Source organism: Chryseobacterium sp. MA9, from assembly GCF_024399315.1.
GTDB lineage: Bacteria > Bacteroidota > Bacteroidia > Flavobacteriales > Weeksellaceae > Chryseobacterium.
Genome location: NZ_CP075170.1, coordinates 161,155 through 177,689 on the forward strand (window position 1 = coordinate 161,155; position 16,535 = coordinate 177,689).

14 protein-coding genes and 1 pseudogene are annotated in these 16,535 nt (G+C 32.0%); 5 read left to right on the top strand and 10 right to left on the bottom strand.

Features of this window, described 5'->3' with window-relative positions:
- Positions 1-1,697: 1,697 nt before the first annotated feature.
- Positions 1,698-3,242: an endonuclease NucS domain-containing protein gene (locus KIK00_RS00725; protein WP_255814660.1), complete on the top strand. Its 1,545-nt coding sequence runs from the start codon at positions 1,698-1,700 to the stop codon at positions 3,240-3,242.
- A gap of 513 nt (positions 3,243-3,755) precedes the next feature.
- On the top strand, positions 3,756-4,121 hold the full coding sequence (locus KIK00_RS00730) for a hypothetical protein (RefSeq protein ID WP_255814661.1): 366 nt from the start codon (positions 3,756-3,758) through the stop codon (positions 4,119-4,121).
- An 818-nt stretch (positions 4,122-4,939) separates the two neighbouring features.
- Here the strand turns inward: KIK00_RS00730 and KIK00_RS00735 are convergent.
- Both KIK00_RS00735 and KIK00_RS00740 read right to left on the bottom strand, forming a co-directional pair.
- Positions 4,940-5,365 (bottom strand): hypothetical protein, encoded by a 426-nt coding sequence (locus KIK00_RS00735; RefSeq protein ID WP_255814662.1) that lies wholly within the window; start codon positions 5,363-5,365, stop codon positions 4,940-4,942.
- 24 nt (positions 5,366-5,389) lie between these two features.
- Complete coding sequence (locus KIK00_RS00740; RefSeq protein WP_255814663.1) at positions 5,390-5,644, bottom strand: hypothetical protein; 255 nt, start codon at positions 5,642-5,644, stop codon at positions 5,390-5,392.
- Positions 5,645-5,911: 267 nt separating this feature from the next.
- Between KIK00_RS00740 and KIK00_RS00745 the strand changes: the two genes are divergently transcribed.
- Positions 5,912-6,448, top strand: a complete 537-nt coding sequence (locus KIK00_RS00745) for a hypothetical protein (protein WP_255814664.1) — start codon at positions 5,912-5,914, stop codon at positions 6,446-6,448.
- Positions 6,449-6,803: 355 nt separating this feature from the next.
- Here KIK00_RS00745 and KIK00_RS00750 read toward each other — a convergent pair.
- A pseudogene (locus KIK00_RS00750) lies at positions 6,804-7,553 on the bottom strand (type I restriction endonuclease subunit R); the annotation flags it as partial.
- Positions 7,554-9,850: 2,297 nt separating this feature from the next.
- The gene (locus tag KIK00_RS00755) at positions 9,851-10,267 is read right to left on the bottom strand and encodes a hypothetical protein (RefSeq protein ID WP_255814665.1); all 417 of its coding nucleotides are present in this window, start codon (positions 10,265-10,267) and stop codon (positions 9,851-9,853) included.
- A gap of 288 nt (positions 10,268-10,555) precedes the next feature.
- On the opposite strand from KIK00_RS00755, the gene KIK00_RS00760 reads away from it, so the two are divergent.
- Positions 10,556-10,846: a hypothetical protein gene (locus KIK00_RS00760; protein WP_255814666.1), complete on the top strand. Its 291-nt coding sequence runs from the start codon at positions 10,556-10,558 to the stop codon at positions 10,844-10,846.
- Positions 10,847-11,211: 365 nt separating this feature from the next.
- A complete protein-coding gene (locus KIK00_RS00765) occupies positions 11,212-11,655 on the top strand; it encodes a JAB domain-containing protein (RefSeq protein ID WP_255814667.1) in 444 nt (147 codons plus the stop codon).
- A 132-nt stretch (positions 11,656-11,787) separates the two neighbouring features.
- Here KIK00_RS00765 and traN read toward each other — a convergent pair whose 3' ends face one another.
- From traN to KIK00_RS00795, 6 genes are read right to left on the bottom strand one after another with little or no spacing between them, the layout of a single operon-like run.
- Positions 11,788-12,675 (bottom strand): conjugative transposon protein TraN, encoded by an 888-nt coding sequence (gene traN, locus KIK00_RS00770; RefSeq protein WP_255814668.1) that lies wholly within the window; start codon positions 12,673-12,675, stop codon positions 11,788-11,790.
- 17 nt (positions 12,676-12,692) lie between these two features.
- Positions 12,693-13,985, bottom strand: a complete 1,293-nt coding sequence (gene traM, locus KIK00_RS00775; RefSeq protein WP_255814669.1) for a conjugative transposon protein TraM — start codon at positions 13,983-13,985, stop codon at positions 12,693-12,695.
- The gene (locus tag KIK00_RS00780) at positions 13,969-14,265 is read right to left on the bottom strand and encodes a hypothetical protein (RefSeq protein WP_255814670.1); all 297 of its coding nucleotides are present in this window, start codon (positions 14,263-14,265) and stop codon (positions 13,969-13,971) included. The genes traM and KIK00_RS00780 overlap by 17 nt, the downstream gene beginning before the upstream one ends.
- Positions 14,266-14,275: 10 nt before the next feature.
- On the bottom strand, positions 14,276-14,899 hold the full coding sequence (traK, locus tag KIK00_RS00785) for a conjugative transposon protein TraK (protein ID WP_255814671.1): 624 nt from the start codon (positions 14,897-14,899) through the stop codon (positions 14,276-14,278).
- 15 nt (positions 14,900-14,914) lie between these two features.
- The gene (gene traJ / locus KIK00_RS00790) at positions 14,915-15,907 is read right to left on the bottom strand and encodes a conjugative transposon protein TraJ (protein WP_255814672.1); all 993 of its coding nucleotides are present in this window, start codon (positions 15,905-15,907) and stop codon (positions 14,915-14,917) included.
- Position 15,908: 1 nt separating this feature from the next.
- A complete protein-coding gene (locus tag KIK00_RS00795) occupies positions 15,909-16,517 on the bottom strand; it encodes a DUF4141 domain-containing protein (RefSeq protein WP_370647758.1) in 609 nt (202 codons plus the stop codon).
- Positions 16,518-16,535 lie beyond the last annotated feature (18 nt).

Here is a 16,535-nt window from a genome sequence, read left to right on the forward strand (position 1 = left end):
CTTTATGCTATTCTAGATTGATTAGACATTAAATTTTGATACTCACTTTCTTCTTGGGAAATATCAATATTTGTTCTTTGAATGTCTCTTTTTAACAAAGAAAATAGAAACTGATTCTTTCTTTGTTCTTAAAAATCTCTTCAAGGTTGAAAATGAAATTTTATTTTCCTAAGCTTTTTTTACAAATAAGATTCACTTCATAAAAAGTGTTTTCTTTGAAGCTTCCTTTTTGAGATCTTGATTTTTAGGCCTTTCATACTTTATTGATTTTGCGAGGGTACTTAAAGCATAAGCCGGACATTTTTTTCTTTCACCAGCATAAGCACTGGATTACAGAACAGAATTCTTGTTTTAAAGTGTGCAATTATTCTGTTTTGCAGTTCTGTAATCGGCTTTGGTTTTGCGGAGAAGTCCGTTATTGTGATTTGAAAGCTAAAAAACTATTTAATTTTCTAACTGTTGTTACTTTTTACTTTTGCAAATTTAGAACAGCATCATTCACATAAAAAAATCTTTTTGGGTATCTCAAAAAATTCTTTCAACTAGGTTTCAATAATTTTTTCAGAAACTCCTGAATCCTGCGGACAAAAAGATTTCGGAGCCTCCATTTCAAGGCTTTCCATTCCGGTTTTATGTGCCTGATCCTGCACTATGGGTCATGGTCAAAGAAAAAGTCGGAACCTCAGTCATACGAATCAATTCAATCAAAATTACTCTAACCTAATCAGAAACTCATCAATAAAAAGTTCTGCTTTACAATTGTTAAGGAAAAGAAAAAGTCGAGTGTCCTCGAAACCGAATCAATTCGATCGAAAAGTTACCCTAACAGAAATCAACTAAAATCAAATGGAAAGATCGTAGCCTGCATAATTTTTACGCAGGTTTTCTTTCTATCTGGGTAAAATTTACCCACCTTATTGTAGCACCTGCGTAAAATAGATACAGGTTACCAAGCAACATGAAAGCAAACTACAGTGACAAATGCTACCTATAGGTCTTTGACGCCTGGCAAGATGTAATGTTCACCCTGTAGATGCTATATTGGTTATAATTTATAATTAACACAATATGTGATATTTGAGAGTTGTAAAATATTATTATTTAATCATGAGTAATCCTCATCCATTTTATTGTAACACCTGTGTAATTTTTACGCAGGTTTCTTCCAAGCTGTGTTTATTTTACGCACCCTTCACAGGTAGGGTACGTAAATAGATACAGGTTATGCTCCAACGTGAGTAAAAAGAATACAAGTCGGTCTATTTTTTCCTTTCCTACCAATCGACTCTTTTTTCTTTCAGCAGTAAAAATTATTTTAGTAAAAATTAAAGCATTGATTACTAGTGGTTTGAATAATAATACTTTCATATTTTTAAAGCTCTAAAATATTTCTATTTAATTAATGTAAAGTAACGGCAAGATGTGTCTTTGTACGTACAAACTTTTCAAGTTGTACCTACAAAGACGATCTTGCCTTTTTTGCAAAAAGGGGAAAAACTTCGGAACTCAGTTTTTTGTTGAAACTTTATTCAAAGTTTTCAAATTAGTCCAGATTATTCTTTTTTGTATTTAGAAATTTATTAATCCAAATATTTATTAATTTTAATCTGTAAACTTAATCTTAATTGTTTTTCACTTTATTTAAGGCAAGAGAAAATGAAGTCGAGAGAAAAAAGTAATTGTTAATAAATGGACTTATGAAAATTGAACACACTATACGAGATTGGCTGGTTCTCCATCCTGATTTCATAGAACAAGGATTGGAAGTTATAGAAAAAGAGCACTATTTACCAGACGAAATGGGGAGCAGTGGTTTTATTGATATTTTGTGTAAGGATATTTATAATAATTTTGTAATTATAGAAATTAAAAGATCTGATTCTGCGGCTAGACAAACATTTACAGAAGTGTTTAAATATGCAGAACTTATTAAAAAAATATATAATGCCCGTAATAGTGAGATAAAAATCATTATAATTTCCACTCATTGGAACGAAATTATCCGTGCTTTTTCCCATGCTTGCTTTACATCAAATTTTTTAATAAAAGGGTTACAAATTTACACCAATCCTCAAACAAATATGCCTGAAGCCATGGAAGAAGTAATTCCAATTTCCTCTAGGGTTTTCTCCCGAAAATTCATGTCTACACAAATATTATATTTGTTTAACTCCATCGAGAAACGAAGGGAAGCACACCAAATCCTTAATCAAAAATTACAAAAAGCGGGAGTTTCTGATTATATAGCCATCGATTTGGATGCCCCTATTAATAAGGCACTTCCATATTGTTTTGCTATAAATGCAGCATTCCAAAAATATTCAATAGAAGAACTGTTGAACTTTATTGATATATTAGATGGGGAGCAGCATTTGGATATGGTAAAAGATGATTTTGAAAGTAATGAAGAATATTTGGATTATCTAGAACAAGTATTTATAGCATCTCTCGAAATGGGACTTTATACTGATACTATCGAAGTTGGTTATTCTGAGAAATTTGAAAGTATTATAGAAGCACAAAAATGGTCAATCATATCAATAAACCGATATGGAATCTTTAATACGGATCCAAGGTACAATAATGAGTTACTCTTAAAAGAATTAAAAGGCTATGATGGTGGTAGCTTTAATAAATTTGTGGGTTTCTCAGAATCAATCCAAAAGGAGAGATTAAAAGAAATCTGGGTAAACTGTCAAAAAAGCCTTCATCATACTCCACAATGGGCAGAGTTTATTAATCATGTTTTTTCTAAACTTGAAAAAAGTATAGAAAAATTTAAAGTAATTGTAGATATATATAATCCAGATTCGATAGTTACATCATTATATTTTACTTTGTTAACTGGTAATGCTGGATATCTTCCTTTATTTCAGGTTTTTATTGATTATACAGATAATAAATCTGAAGTTTATACAGGAGGAGTATGCTCACTTGGAATTAAACCCTACTCAAAGCTTTTTACAGCAACAGAATATAATGAGGTTGCCAATGAGATATTTCGTATACAGATTGCTCCTGATAATGAAATGGATGCTTTAAGAATGGGATTATGTTATTTTATAACAAGAACGATTATTGTCGATGATGAAAAGATATCAAATGAACCTGTGACATTAGATAATGGTATTATAGTACCGGATAATAGTAAATATATTTCAATTGAGAATTATATCAATTATAACCGAGAAGCTTTATCACTAATGGTAAATAATTACAATAGAGTTTATACACAACTTTAGAAAGCATAAAAGACTAAAAAAACTCCAAACGTAAGAATTTATTTTTTTACGTAATTGAAACAAATTCTTAAGATGCTTTCATCATTAATTTTAGTTACGTTTGAAAATGAACTTTGCTCATTGATAAGATTCTAAGGTAATATTCTTTTTTTTATTTGATTGACTATTAATTATTTATCAACTATCGAAATAGTATTACCTCTTCAATAGTATCAACAGCAAGTGTTCTCAAAGATGAAATACTAATCAAGTTTGATCGCCATGGAGATGTGTATATATATTATAGGTAATCTTGCCTTTTTTGCAATGGGAAAAACTTCGTAACTTAGTTTTTATTTTCCTTGAAATTAGGTTTAAGCTTCCAAAATAATCCAATTTATTATTTTTTAATCTTTTGAAACTCTATGTGATTCCAGAATAACCTTATTTGAGGTAAACGTACTCATTACTATTGACTTGTTATTGTTTTTGATACTAATTTTGGGTCAGAATTTTTAACAATTATTAAGCACAATGAAGAACTCTGGAAAAGAAGAACGTATTTTCATAAGGTTCCAAAAACATCGTAAAGAAAATTGGAAAAAACTCTGTTCTAAAAAAGGAATTTCTTTGAGCAGTTTAATTATTGATTCAGTAGAAAGTAGAATTTTTGATGATGAAAGAAGAAAAATACTTGCATTCATAGAAAAGCAGGATAATCTTTTTGCGAAGATTGAAAATAACATCAACCAGGTAGCAAAAATAGCTAATGCTGAAAAACTTATGAGTATCGAAGTTTTGAAAGCTTTTAATGAAAAACTAAAAACAATTACTGAACTGAAAGAAAAACAAAACGAAATTTTCATAAAAATCTATTCGTTAATAGCACGCAAAACTTAAAATTATGCTATCAGTTATTTTTTAGGTAGTGTCTCACTAACTGTGTAAGTTAAAAAGTTAGTGAGACACTACCATTAAAATTTTCTTCGCTCTCGTTGTCGTACTATGCTCCAAAAAGTGAACCGAGATTTTATTTACAGATTTTTACGCAACTTATTAAGTTAAGAATTTTACACCTTCGATTATTTCAATCTATTGGATAAAGAAAGATTCAAATTATCTACATTTAAATCTTTTCTTACAAGATTAATAATCTTTCTTAAATTTTTGTCAAGCTTTTCATGCACTTCTATTGTAAGAGCTTCATTTTTGTCAAATGCAGAATCTATAAATTGTGTTGAATCTTGACCGAATTTTATAAGTTCTTTGTAAATGTCGCTCGGAATCATTGGTAGAGCTCTGAATATTGATTAATAAAGATCAGCAACTAGACTATCATAATATTCTGATTCTTTATTCAAAAATTTTTCCCATTTTATAGTGAATCTCTCGTGATCTAGCATTTCATCCATTATATCAAAAAATGATTCAAATATAAAATTGACATGAAAAATCAATTCTTTGTATGCAAGAACTTTTTCTTGAAATAGAAAATCTTGATTTGACTTATTACGATCTCTTCGATAACTAAGTGTTGCGATAACGAGAGCACAAATTGAAATTAGTGTGGTTAGTATGGCTGTTATATTTGATGATTTCATGGTACAAATGATAATTAGTATATGAGTTTTAGATATTTTAGTGAGAGTCTAGTTAATTTACCTTAAAAAAGTATCTTTCCAAAAGTACCTTTAAGTCTAAAAATTCTATAACTGATTTTATTCATCTGAATATATATCCTCCAATGGAGTTTCAAAAAGAAGCTTTAGGTTTTTAAATTTTTTTATCGAATCATAGAAATAATTTGAGATAAGGATAATAAACTCTCTTTGCTTTATGTAAGCTTCCTTCATTTCACTAATGCTTCGATAAATTATGTACTTAGATTCGTTTTTAGACTTATCCCAGCGGACACCTTTCCAATCATTTGATCCAATATACAAAAAAGAGCCTGTTTTATATTTCAGATATATATCATGAGACGAACCATTAAAAGATTCAGTCATAGTAACCTCAGGATTGTTATTTTCTATTCGAGCTCTGATTATCATTTTTATAGCTGTATCAGAAATCTCCTTTTTTAAATCTAAAAACAATATAATATTCTCAGATTCAAACTTAAATGATTTTAAAAGGTTATCCATATCAAAAAGTTTACATTACAATTACTAATCTTCAACAATGTCAAACGCCCAAGTATAATGTGTAGAGATAAAGGGTCGTTTGTTTTCTGGGTAAACAATTTTAGCTTTTATTCTAAATTTTGTTCCAACGGGATAATCATTTGACATTGTTTTTGAACACTGCACATACATATTTTCATCATAAGGATCTTGTCCGGGAAGAGGTTTAATGTGTATAGGACCATGTTTTCCTCTTTCGTTTGTTAGAACACTTTGAACAATTATATAATCATATTCCATGGTAAAAGTTTATTAGTTTTTATCTAAGTTTGTTTTCATCATGAACACATGTGAAATTTTTTAAAGATGAATAAATTTTTCAAATATACTAAATCAAACAAATTACACAATTATTTTATCAATTAACCCTTTTACAAAAATAATTTTTAATTTCATGGCAAATAAAATAACGAGTAATCACTTAAGCACTTTAATATAGTGAGAGTGGTGTATTTTTCAAGTGATAATTTTTTGTAAGAATATATGAACCCATATTATAACTTTTCAATGGACGAGTTTTTAGAATATCTAAGATCATTAGATGTTAATAAACAAATGAGAATGCTATTCATGTTAGAAGCGAGTATATATCTTTATGAGGATTATGACTATAATACGAATTTTGGTACATATCCAGATTATCAAAATTTAGGTTTTGATAAACAATTAAGAACACCATTTTACAAACATTATAGTAGGTTTCTTTTTTCAATACCAGAAGATGTTCTTAATAAACCTGATGAGAAAGCTAAAAATGATTGGAAAAGTTTAAAAGAGGATTTGCTAAAAGAGTTAAATTTAAGCGAAGAAATATTTGGATATCAATACCAATTATTTATTATCGGTCTAAAGCTTAAAGCAAAACGCCTATGTTCAAAAAAGGAATTCTCTCTCAAATCAAATCTAAGCGTCATCAAAATAACTCAGATCGAAGACTATTGTTTTCTTGCAAAAATTAGCGATATTTCTATGTATATAAGAAAGGGCTTAGGAAAAGAATTTAAACTTGACTTTTCACCTCAAGTCTCACCTAAAAAAAACTAATCTCAAAATAGTAATACAATTGATTATTTAAAAATTAAGATTCTCGTGTAATTATTTTTTATAAAATTTGATCCTTTGGCCAAAACTCCACCTCAAACCTGTACATAACCTTTGTGATTCCAGTAAATACACCGGCCAATGTTACCACCAACAGAATTTATTGATGCTGCTAATTTGGTGTCAACTCCCATTTCATCGGTGTAATTAAGATCGACTGTATATTTAAGTAGACCATTATTTAATCTGATTTTTTGAAGAGATTTCCAGGTTGGTTCAGAATCTAACCATAAACTTTCATATGATTTTAAAAATTTTTGATAATATATTTTATCCAATTCAAGATCTAGAAAAATGCTTACAATTGCCCACCAATACCCTTAAATTTTTCAACAAAATCAATAATCTTTTTAAAAACGCTTTGTTTCTTTGTTAAATACTGTGGATTTAGAGGACTCATTTTAGGTAAAATTGCATTTAGTTCTGTTCCATTTTCAGTAGCGAATTCCTTTTTTAATGATGTTGCTAAATATCTTTTGGCAGCTTCTTCATTCAGATTTTCATCTGTAATTAATTCTGAAACTTCCTCTTTTTGTTTGTTTTGTGCATATGCGAAGAACCTATCAATGATATTCGCTTTATCTAGTATACTGTTTAAATCAGTTTCATTGATAAAATCAACGACCAAACCTTCTTTTGCCCTATTTCCAATACTGGCTCTAATAACACGACGCGCTTCTTCAACTAAAGTTCCTTTATCTTTGGTTTTCTTGTTGTGTTCAAAAATCAGTTCTAGAATATAATCAAGATTTATTTCCTGCGATTTTAATAAATCGATTTCAAAGACAACATCATCCCAATCTATCTTAGATTCTTCGGCTTCTTTGCCTTGCTTTTCTCGTCTGAACCAATCGCAGACATCATTATACGTTGAGTGGTAATCCTGAACGGTTCTGTCTGGTAACAATGTAATATCCTGCATCAAAGTAATATCTTCATCTGTTACAAAGTGGGTTTCCTTAAAAATTTCGACAGCTTGTGAATCGTTTAAATCAATTTGCTGTAATGCTTTTAGATGTGTAAATTCATCATAGTTTTGTAAGATGTTTTAAATCTTAGTGTTTAAAGGATTTTTTGTTGTTTGGAGTGAGCAAAATGTATTCCTGGTATCTGGCGTAGGAGAAATGATACATTAGCTTATCCGCGCTTAATAGATAGAACAGATTCATCAAGACAGGCAAAAATCAAAAAGCTTAAATAATAAAATATAGATTTTTATTTTTATAAATATACTTTTATTTGTTTCCTGTAGTAAACCTAAAAAGGAGAATGAAGGAAAAACAGATATTATTACTAATGATTATTTTTCAATTGCGACAAATTTGAAAACTTTGAAAAAAGTTAACAAAACTATCTTGAGCGATTCCTTAATAAAAATTGAAGGCAGTTTTAGCCAGTATTTAGTTGAGGGCTATATAAACAATGCAGGACAAAGAATAAATTGGTGGAAAATAGTGGACACAAAGAATAATAATGCTATATTGTGCGTCTAGAATATCGAATAATTGATGATAAAGAAAAAGGTAAATCAATTTATATTTTATAATAATCAAGGAGATTATAAGATAAATAGCAAATATTTTACTAGATCCAAATTGAATAATGTAAAAAATACCATTAGATATAGCTTCTATACACCAAGTGAGTATCCCAAGAAGAATTTGTTAAAAAAAAATGAATATTTTCTTTTTATTGACAATAAAGAAGTAGGCCATGTAGATTTATGGTATTAAGTTGATACGTCCCTAGTAGCTTATTGTACTTTGCTCTTAGGTCATAATAGTGAGGAGATGATTTACTATTTTTTATTTCCCGCCAATAATCTGAATTTTGCCTAGCTCAATATCTGTTTTTTCTCCCCACGGATTTCCTGAGTTAAACACTTAGACTGAAAATAAAAAGTCTCCCATAAAGGAGGATTCAAAAAACACAAATGATGAAAAAAAAAATTTTCGTTCTCAAATGTATAATAAAAACAATATTATTACAGTTATTTAACATTTAAATTTAATTATTATTATAGAATTGATTATATTTGATTTAAGAAAGTCACTTTCTCCATATACTATTTTAGATTCCCCTTCTTAACCTCTTGAATAATCGCACATGATGAGAAAAGAGTTCCCTATCAAGAAGGGGTTTTAATGATTTAAACCTTAATCTTTCGAAACTACTTTTTCATAATTCATTCAATATGTTTCTTTTTTCGCTTTATTTTTACTTACTATATTGGAAGTTTTATTTTTTAATTGACTTTTATAAACTTTAGGCTCTGAAAATGAAAAACTCCTCTAGAATTAACGATTTTTTTACTTTTTTTAAATATAAACAACAATATTAGTCTTTTAGGAATATGAAATGAATGAATGCACACACTATAAAATGATAAACTAAAAAGATTATCAGCATTCTTTAATGCAATTGTCTTCCAATATGCCATATTGATAATTTATTAAATATTTTTTTTTGATGTTTCTAGAAGTAAATAGATTTATGTATAGCACGTAAGATAAGTTGCTATGAATAGCAAAGTGTGATTTTTTTTCCATTGTATTTTTTATGAATAAATAGATTGTAATTTATCTCAGTATGATTTAAAAAGCCTTCCTATAAAAGGAAGACCTTAAAACACATGAATTTCACTATTTCAATAAAAAAATAATACTATTTTAATATTTACTATAAAATTACACTTGATTCTTTTGCATTTCTCAGACTAATTACAATTCAACATTGAGTTGATAAATATCAGAAAATTCTCATAAGTAATATTAAAATTCTCACAAATATTGTTTAAAACAATATTGCCACAAAAATGTGGCAATAGCGTTAAGAATAATATCTTAATATTTAATCGGGTATCTCAAATTTAAATATTTTAATTAACATTTACAATATATAATTAAAAATATTATCGATATATAGTTAAAAACTTAACTTATATATAATGATTAGCCATATATTTTTGTAAATTAGCCATAAAAGAAATCCATAATAGCTATGAATTACAATCAGGCTGTACAACACAAAAAAGAAATTTTGAAAAGTTTAGAGGATTTATTGACTTTTCGTTATTTTGAGATTGTCATTGTACCATCAAAAGCAGAAGATTTCGAGAAGTTTTTGAAAGAATACAGAGCAAATCCTACGAGCTTCACAGATGAAAGTTGTTTAAGTTTTTCGACAGACAATAAATATATGGTTTACAGAATTTGTGAATATAATATTTTGAACTGTCGAGAAGGAAAGATATAGTTTAATATGAAGTTATCTTAGTAGATTTCTGAGTTTGAGGCTCTCGTTCATGGTAAAAAACGACTATGTCAAAATCTTTTCTTAAAAGAGTTATCTCACCATTAATATCAGAGTATCGATATTCAGTATCTTCTGCTGTATAGTTTGGCAAATCATTACTTTTTTTAGCTGATATGTTTGTCCTTCCAAATGTATTGTTTGCTGTATTTTTACTGTGATTAATCGTAACTTCCATATCATCTTCTCTTCATTTGAATATTTAGTGGTCAACCATTGATATTCATATTTAAAAGGTCCTTTCTCTGTAATCCATTTAAATGTCATATCATAAGTAGTATTATAGCTGTAAAATGCCTGAAACGTCTCCATTGTGTTATCCTCAAGATGATCATCAAAAATGGTCGGTCTGATTTCTCCTCCAATGATATCAATAAATAAGGCTTGGTGTCTGTTGAATATCTTTTTAACAACTGATAGGCTCTGATCTTTACTGACTTTACCTGTCATCGATCTACCGATCCAGCAGAATATATTGAGATATTTGATTTTTTTCTTCTTGAAATCTGATGTATTTAGCGGTGAAAAGTGTGATTGATAAATTTTCAGGTTTAAATTTCAATTCGCTTTCTTCAGCCAATAAATCCTTAATAGAATTGTACTTTTCAGCCCATTCTAAAACATATCATCGGCAATAACTTCGGTGGAAATATCATCCTGCCCCTTTCTCATCCTCATGATATAGCGCAGGCGGCATTTGAAGCATTACATCATCGTAATTTTAATAAGAAAAATAGTTTGTATGTAGTAAGTAATGAAATTACAGGAAAAGAAATTGCAGAAACTTTGGGAAAGGCCACAAATATTCCGGATTTGCGATGGGTGGAATTTCCCAATCAGCAATTGCTTGAAAGTCTTTTAAAGCAGGGAATGAGTCCTGAAGTGGCCCATACATATATTATAGATATGGGAATTGCTTTAAGGGAAGGAACTTTGCTGAGAGCCTTTTTTAAAGAAAGTCAGCGTGTATTGCCCGGGGCTACCAGCTTTAAAAAGTTTGCAGACGAATTCGCTAAAATTTTATTTTAAAAAAATGTAAAAATGAAAAGTATAATGAATACAGATTGGTTAATAGTTTCTTGAGATTTGTGCTGTATCTGTTCTTTATTAATATATCCATAATAAACCGATAAAAAGGTAGCCAAGTTGTAACGGCCAGCCTTCCTAGCCCTGCCAAAAGACTACGGCATAAACGGTTTCCTCCCAAATGGTACCCTCCATTTATTCCGTTTCCTTTTGACTTTTACCTTGCCCGTAACAATTTTCTGCTTTCTTTTTTCCGGTTTTTCTTTTGAAAAATATTAGCAAGGCCCAAAAGCTTTGATAGGAAAAGGGAATTAATTATTAAGCAGGTACGGGAAAATAAAGGCTCCGCCGTACACGGAGCAAAACAAATGAAGTTTAATATTGTCAACGAAATTAAATTAACCTATTCAAGGGAGGGGAATGCTGAAAAATTAATAACTAATTCCAATGATGCCGTTGAAGTATTCAGGGCACATTTTGATAGTGGTGAAATTGATTATAGGGAATCATTTTATGCACTGTATTTGAATAACGCCCATAAGGTTCTGGGAATAAAAAGAATTTCGGAATCAGGAATTTCCTCAACCTTGGTAGACATTAGAATTATTATGCAGGCCGCACTTTTATGTAATGCATCATCTCTTATTGTTACGCATAATCATCCATCAGGAAATCTAAAACCATCATCCGAAGATGTAAAAATGACCAATAAAATAAAGGATGCATCGGAATTTTTAAATATACAACTGCTTGACCATTGTATTTTAACTTCTACGGAATATCTATCATTTGCTGATGAAGGATTACTATAAGTAATTTTGAAATTTTACGAATAGTAAAAAAACGGCAAGTTTTAATTGCCGTTTTTGCTTTCTAAACTTCGGGCGAAAAGACAGATCTCCCTACAGTCAAAGTGTCTTTTCGCAGTAAATTTTATTTTGGTATTAGAAATGTTTTTCGATGGGCTCTGCTTTGATTAAGTCTTTATTCTTTACTTTGATCCGCTGATGTCGGCCGCCATTTTTTTCAAATATTTCAATAAACAATACCTGATCGTTAGGTAACGTAAATTGGTCAAAAAGATAAACACTGCTAGATGTAGATTGGGATTCAATACTTTCGGCTGGGGAGTATATCCGAAGTGGGTATAATATTTTATTCTGAACAACGGTACGCTTCAGGTTTTTTTTATCAGTGATTTTGAAATTGATATAATCAACCTGATAATTAATATTTCGGCTGTTCTTAATTTGCAGAACAAAATAGAACCTTCCCTTATATAGGTTCAATGACTTTACTATGAATTCTATGCCATCACTTTTCGAATGGATGTGCCGGGTACTGCGTTTTGAACTTTCACTAAGTGTTTTCATGATATGATCTGTAACAGAGGAGGAATCACCTTTCAGTTCTTCAAAAAGTATTTCAGAATTATTGCCTTTGTAATTGTCCATTCGTAATTTTGAAAGATCATAGCTGAGAGCCTCAGGATAAGGGCTGTACAATACATCAAAACTATAGAATTTGCCATCTTTGGTGATCACTGAAAAATTGGTTTCGGGTTCAAAATCTTTTACGGCTGCTTTAATTCTTAAAACGTTTTCCAAATCATCAGTTTTGCCAGCCGTAATATAATCACTGCCTAAATCAACATATCGTATAGGAGAAGGAAATAAGAGGTGTGTTGTTTTATCATACGTGACTTGCATTTTCTGTGGATCAATCCTTGCCTTATATAGCGCTCTAAACCCAATGGTATCCTGCGCTGTAACAATGGATAGGAAAGAAGTTAAAACAATTGCTAAGAGCTTTATATTAAAAGTTATTCTCATTATTATATGGTTATTTGTTAATTATTTTTTGAAACTAAAAACACAAGGTGTCCTATTTTGACTGTAATTTTTTGCTGTCTGACTTTTTTCTGAAAATATCCTGATATTCCCTGAATGAGTCCTTTGGTCAGATCAGCAGTCACCTGTTGTCCTGCAGACCGGGTCATCATGATGTTTGTTCCTGAGTTCTGACCCATATTGGCTGCAATATCACTGAGAGCGTTTTGTTCAGAGGAGTAGGGTATATACAGTCCCAATTGTCCATCATTATCATAGATATTAACATCAACAGGTTCAATGATTCCCCCGTACGCTATGGTAGAGATGTTCAGGTGTAATCTTCCACCCTGAAAGTTAACCTTAGCTTTTAACACGGTTCCGACAGGGAGTTTTATTTTTCCAAGCATGAGAGACTCCAATAGCCTTATTGCGACCATGCTTTCAGAGGTGACCATTTTTGTTTCATGGATAGCAGCCCGGATGCTGTTGCCGGGTGTAGATTCCTGGAACTGCTTATCTTGAATTCCGGTAAATCTTTTATCATTTAAACTACGGAAAATGATACTGTCTGCAGAATCCCGGTACAAACTTGAAACCACAGAATGCGTGACTGGTGTTGCAACAGTGATTCTGGCTTTAGCAGAAGCTGATACTTCTTTTATCCCACTTTTATTTTCAGGCACCTCATGCTTGGATGCCGGAAGATATTTGGCGGCCAGCTGATAAGATCTTTCCATTAGTTCCAGTTGATCATTAATGCTGGTGCCGACAGGTACTGCTTCGCGTTGTGAAGCTTCTGTTTTTAGTCTATGGATTTCCCTTTTAAGAGTATTCACTTCCTTATCATCCCTACTGTAAAATGAACTTAATGCCTGCTGGGCATTCCGGTAACTGCTGGTTGGATTCTGATTGGATACTGGTGCAGTGCCAGATTCATTTTGTAAAAGTATTGGATTTGGAGCTGAGGTACCTTGAGAAGAATCAGTCCAGTAATCCGATAAGGTTTTGAGCGCATTTTTCTTTTCTTCATTTTTCTGTTCCAGTAATTGCTGTTCATACGCTTTCTGCTTATCGGACTGCAGCTGGCCATCAGAGGCCTGGGGTATAACTGAATTGAACCCTATCTTTGCACTATGGTCTTTCTCTTCTTTGGGGTTAAAAATCAAATACAAACAACCTGCACATACAATGGTCATTAGAAAGTAAATGACAGGTTTCTTCAACTGCTCAATGGTCAGCTTACGGTTTTTTGGTTCATCATTTTTATCACCTTCCGTTACTCTGATATTGGAACTATTTTGGTTTTTCATCTTGATTATTTTGTGAGGAATTATAGAGTGAGTGGTAACCTGCTTTATTTTTGATTGTTACATCTGCAGGCTTAGTAATGATATGCCTTATGGGTGGCATATCTTTGCTGTCGCTTCCTTTTTTCGATGCTATCTGAATGATGATCATCAGTAAGGTCATCAGTGAATATCCTGTAAAAAACAGTGCGGTCAGAAAACGTTGTCTTTTTATGGGAAATGTTTTCCATTGGGCCTCCGTACTTTTTACCCACTGATCAATTCTTATTCTTAATTTTTTCATGCTCTTTCCTTTATCGGTTAACTGTTTCTAAATCTTTATTCTCAACGACATTGAACTTTTCAATTGTAAATCCCTGGGGATTGCTGTCAGATCGGACAGAATTAACCAATGAGCACTGGGTGATCAGGTTTCTTATGGTCAGGTTGCTTGAACGAATAATAAACTGTTTGCCATATGTCTTGACTGCATAGGGATAGCTGCTGAAATCTGCGGTTATACTGTCAACTTCAATTCTCTGTTGTATATTTCCGCTGATGATTCGGTTGTAGTATCCTTTTTCAGAAAGATCTTTGTAATAATTGAACGCCGACTGGTCAGCCAGATTGAATGCTCTTTTAACATTGCTTTCAATTGCACTTTTATCGGGAGCTACTGTAAAGAAAAGCTCATGGAAACGCCTAACATGTTCCCTTGCTTCTACCGGTCTGTTGATGGATATATCCTGAGAAAGTGCAACCATCAATGATTTACCATTGTCCAATACATAAATCTTTTGTCTCTGTTCCTCTGCAAAGCTGTATGACTTATAAACAGCTATACCAACAACTCCCAAGCATAGCAGGGCAAATACAAAAGTGAACAGCCTGATCTGCCTGAAACTGTTTTCTATATTTCTTAAGATTTTAAATTCCATTGTTTTATGATTTTATTATTTAAGAAGTCTGCCGGATATGTTGCCCGCTGCTGAACCGGCCGCAGCACCTGCGACATTTCCTGATTTCTGTGCCATCTGCGTAACATTGCGCATAAAGTTGCCGGCACCTCCTGCCTGAATGACCCATCCTGTAACCGTAGGAACCGTAAAATACCCGATGATTCCAATAATCATATAGATGATATAGACCGTATTGGAAGTGTCAGGAATAAAGTCGGGATCAGCGAGCATCTCGATATCCCTTTCAATAATCAATGACTGGATCTTGGCAAGAACAGCACTGAACATATCTGCTACAGGAAGCCATAAATACACACTTATGTACCGGGTTAACCATTGTGTAAGAGTAGACTGAAAACCATCCCATACCGATATGGCAAAAGCAATAGGTCCGAGAATAGATAATACAATGAGAAAAAATGTCCTGATCGTATCGATGACCAGAGCGGCAGCCTGAAAGAGTATTTCCAGAAATTCACGGAATCCGTCTCTGATATCTTTCTTAATGGCGAACATTTCTCTTTCGATATACATTCCTGACATGGTGACCAGATCTGACGGTGACCATCCGAGCTCTTCCAGCTTTTTATCAAATTCTTCATCCGAAATCAGATAGGCCATTTCAGGGTTTCGAAGCATGGCCTCTTTTTCCAGAAAATCTTTTTTCTGCTGCAGTTCATTAAGGTCTAAGACCTGACCTTCCAGCATCGAATGGCTGCCCTGAACAACGGGATTCAAAACCCCGTTAATGCTTCCCAGCACCAGCGTTGAAAAAAACATGATGCAGATACCGATAGCAAAGGGTCTTAACATCGGAAACAGATCAATAGGTTCGGCGCGGCTTAATGCCTGCCATACTTTTAATGATACATAAAATAATGCACCTAATCCAGCTACTCCTTTTGCTACGGCAGCCATATCTGCGCATAATGGCATCATCTCTTCATAAACAGAACGTAGGACTTCATGTAAATTATTAGGTTCCATCTTACCAGTATTTTTGATTAGCTGTTCCGTACAGATTCAGGACCCTTTGGGTATTATTCTGCTTTTTAGCCCTTAGGTAGCTGACAGAGATATTCTTATTGGTATAATATCTAACCAGATTATGATAATCCTTTACCTCTTTGTATACCCGGTCAATAATATCCATTCTTTCTTTGTCATTCAATGATAAGTTGGTTGAAGTGACAATCTGCTTTAATTCTTTGAGCAGTTCGGTGCTTTCATTGAGTAATGTAGAGTAGCCATTGGCAATGGCTGTGAGTTCCTGCGTATTGAAATTAGGATCATTAAGCATCTTCCCGAAATTGTTGACATACAGCTCCGAGACATCACCGACCAAAAGAACAGTCTGCTGAACCTTACGGGCATCCTTAACCAGATTATTTACAGCTTTAAGTTTATCATAATATTCTTTGCCCTGTTCATACACCTTCTTGACTTCATTGAAGTTTTTAATCACATTCGAAACCGTGGATGAAGTCTGTACAATTTCATTGGCTGAATTCAGAATCCCTGATGCCAGATTGGCAGGATCGGTAACTACAAATTGTGCTTTTGCAAATGATGATATTGCCATAGCAAGTATTATCATTGTTGTAATGATTGAATG

Bases quoted from the DNA above. Each gene is read 5' to 3' on its own strand.
- traM (WP_255814669.1), bottom strand. From the start codon at position 13,985: ATGAAAAACCAAAATAGTTCCAATATCAGAGTAACGGAAGGTGATAAA.
- KIK00_RS00740 (WP_255814663.1), bottom strand. From the start codon at position 5,644: ATGGAATATGATTATATAATTGTTCAAAGTGTTCTAACAAACGAAAGA.
- traJ (WP_255814672.1), bottom strand. From the start codon at position 15,907: ATGGAACCTAATAATTTACATGAAGTCCTACGTTCTGTTTATGAAGAG.
- KIK00_RS00725 (WP_255814660.1), top strand. From the start codon at position 1,698: ATGAAAATTGAACACACTATACGAGATTGGCTGGTTCTCCATCCTGAT.
- traN (WP_255814668.1), bottom strand. From the start codon at position 12,675: ATGAGAATAACTTTTAATATAAAGCTCTTAGCAATTGTTTTAACTTCT.
- KIK00_RS00735 (WP_255814662.1), bottom strand. From the start codon at position 5,365: ATGGATAACCTTTTAAAATCATTTAAGTTTGAATCTGAGAATATTATA.
- KIK00_RS00780 (WP_255814670.1), bottom strand. From the start codon at position 14,265: ATGAAAAAATTAAGAATAAGAATTGATCAGTGGGTAAAAAGTACGGAG.
- KIK00_RS00755 (WP_255814665.1), bottom strand. From the start codon at position 10,267: ATGACAGGTAAAGTCAGTAAAGATCAGAGCCTATCAGTTGTTAAAAAG.
- traK (WP_255814671.1), bottom strand. From the start codon at position 14,899: ATGGAATTTAAAATCTTAAGAAATATAGAAAACAGTTTCAGGCAGATC.
- KIK00_RS00730 (WP_255814661.1), top strand. From the start codon at position 3,756: ATGAAGAACTCTGGAAAAGAAGAACGTATTTTCATAAGGTTCCAAAAA.
- KIK00_RS00745 (WP_255814664.1), top strand. From the start codon at position 5,912: ATGGACGAGTTTTTAGAATATCTAAGATCATTAGATGTTAATAAACAA.
- KIK00_RS00765 (WP_255814667.1), top strand. From the start codon at position 11,212: ATGAAGTTTAATATTGTCAACGAAATTAAATTAACCTATTCAAGGGAG.
- KIK00_RS00795 (WP_370647758.1), bottom strand. From the start codon at position 16,517: ATGATAATACTTGCTATGGCAATATCATCATTTGCAAAAGCACAATTT.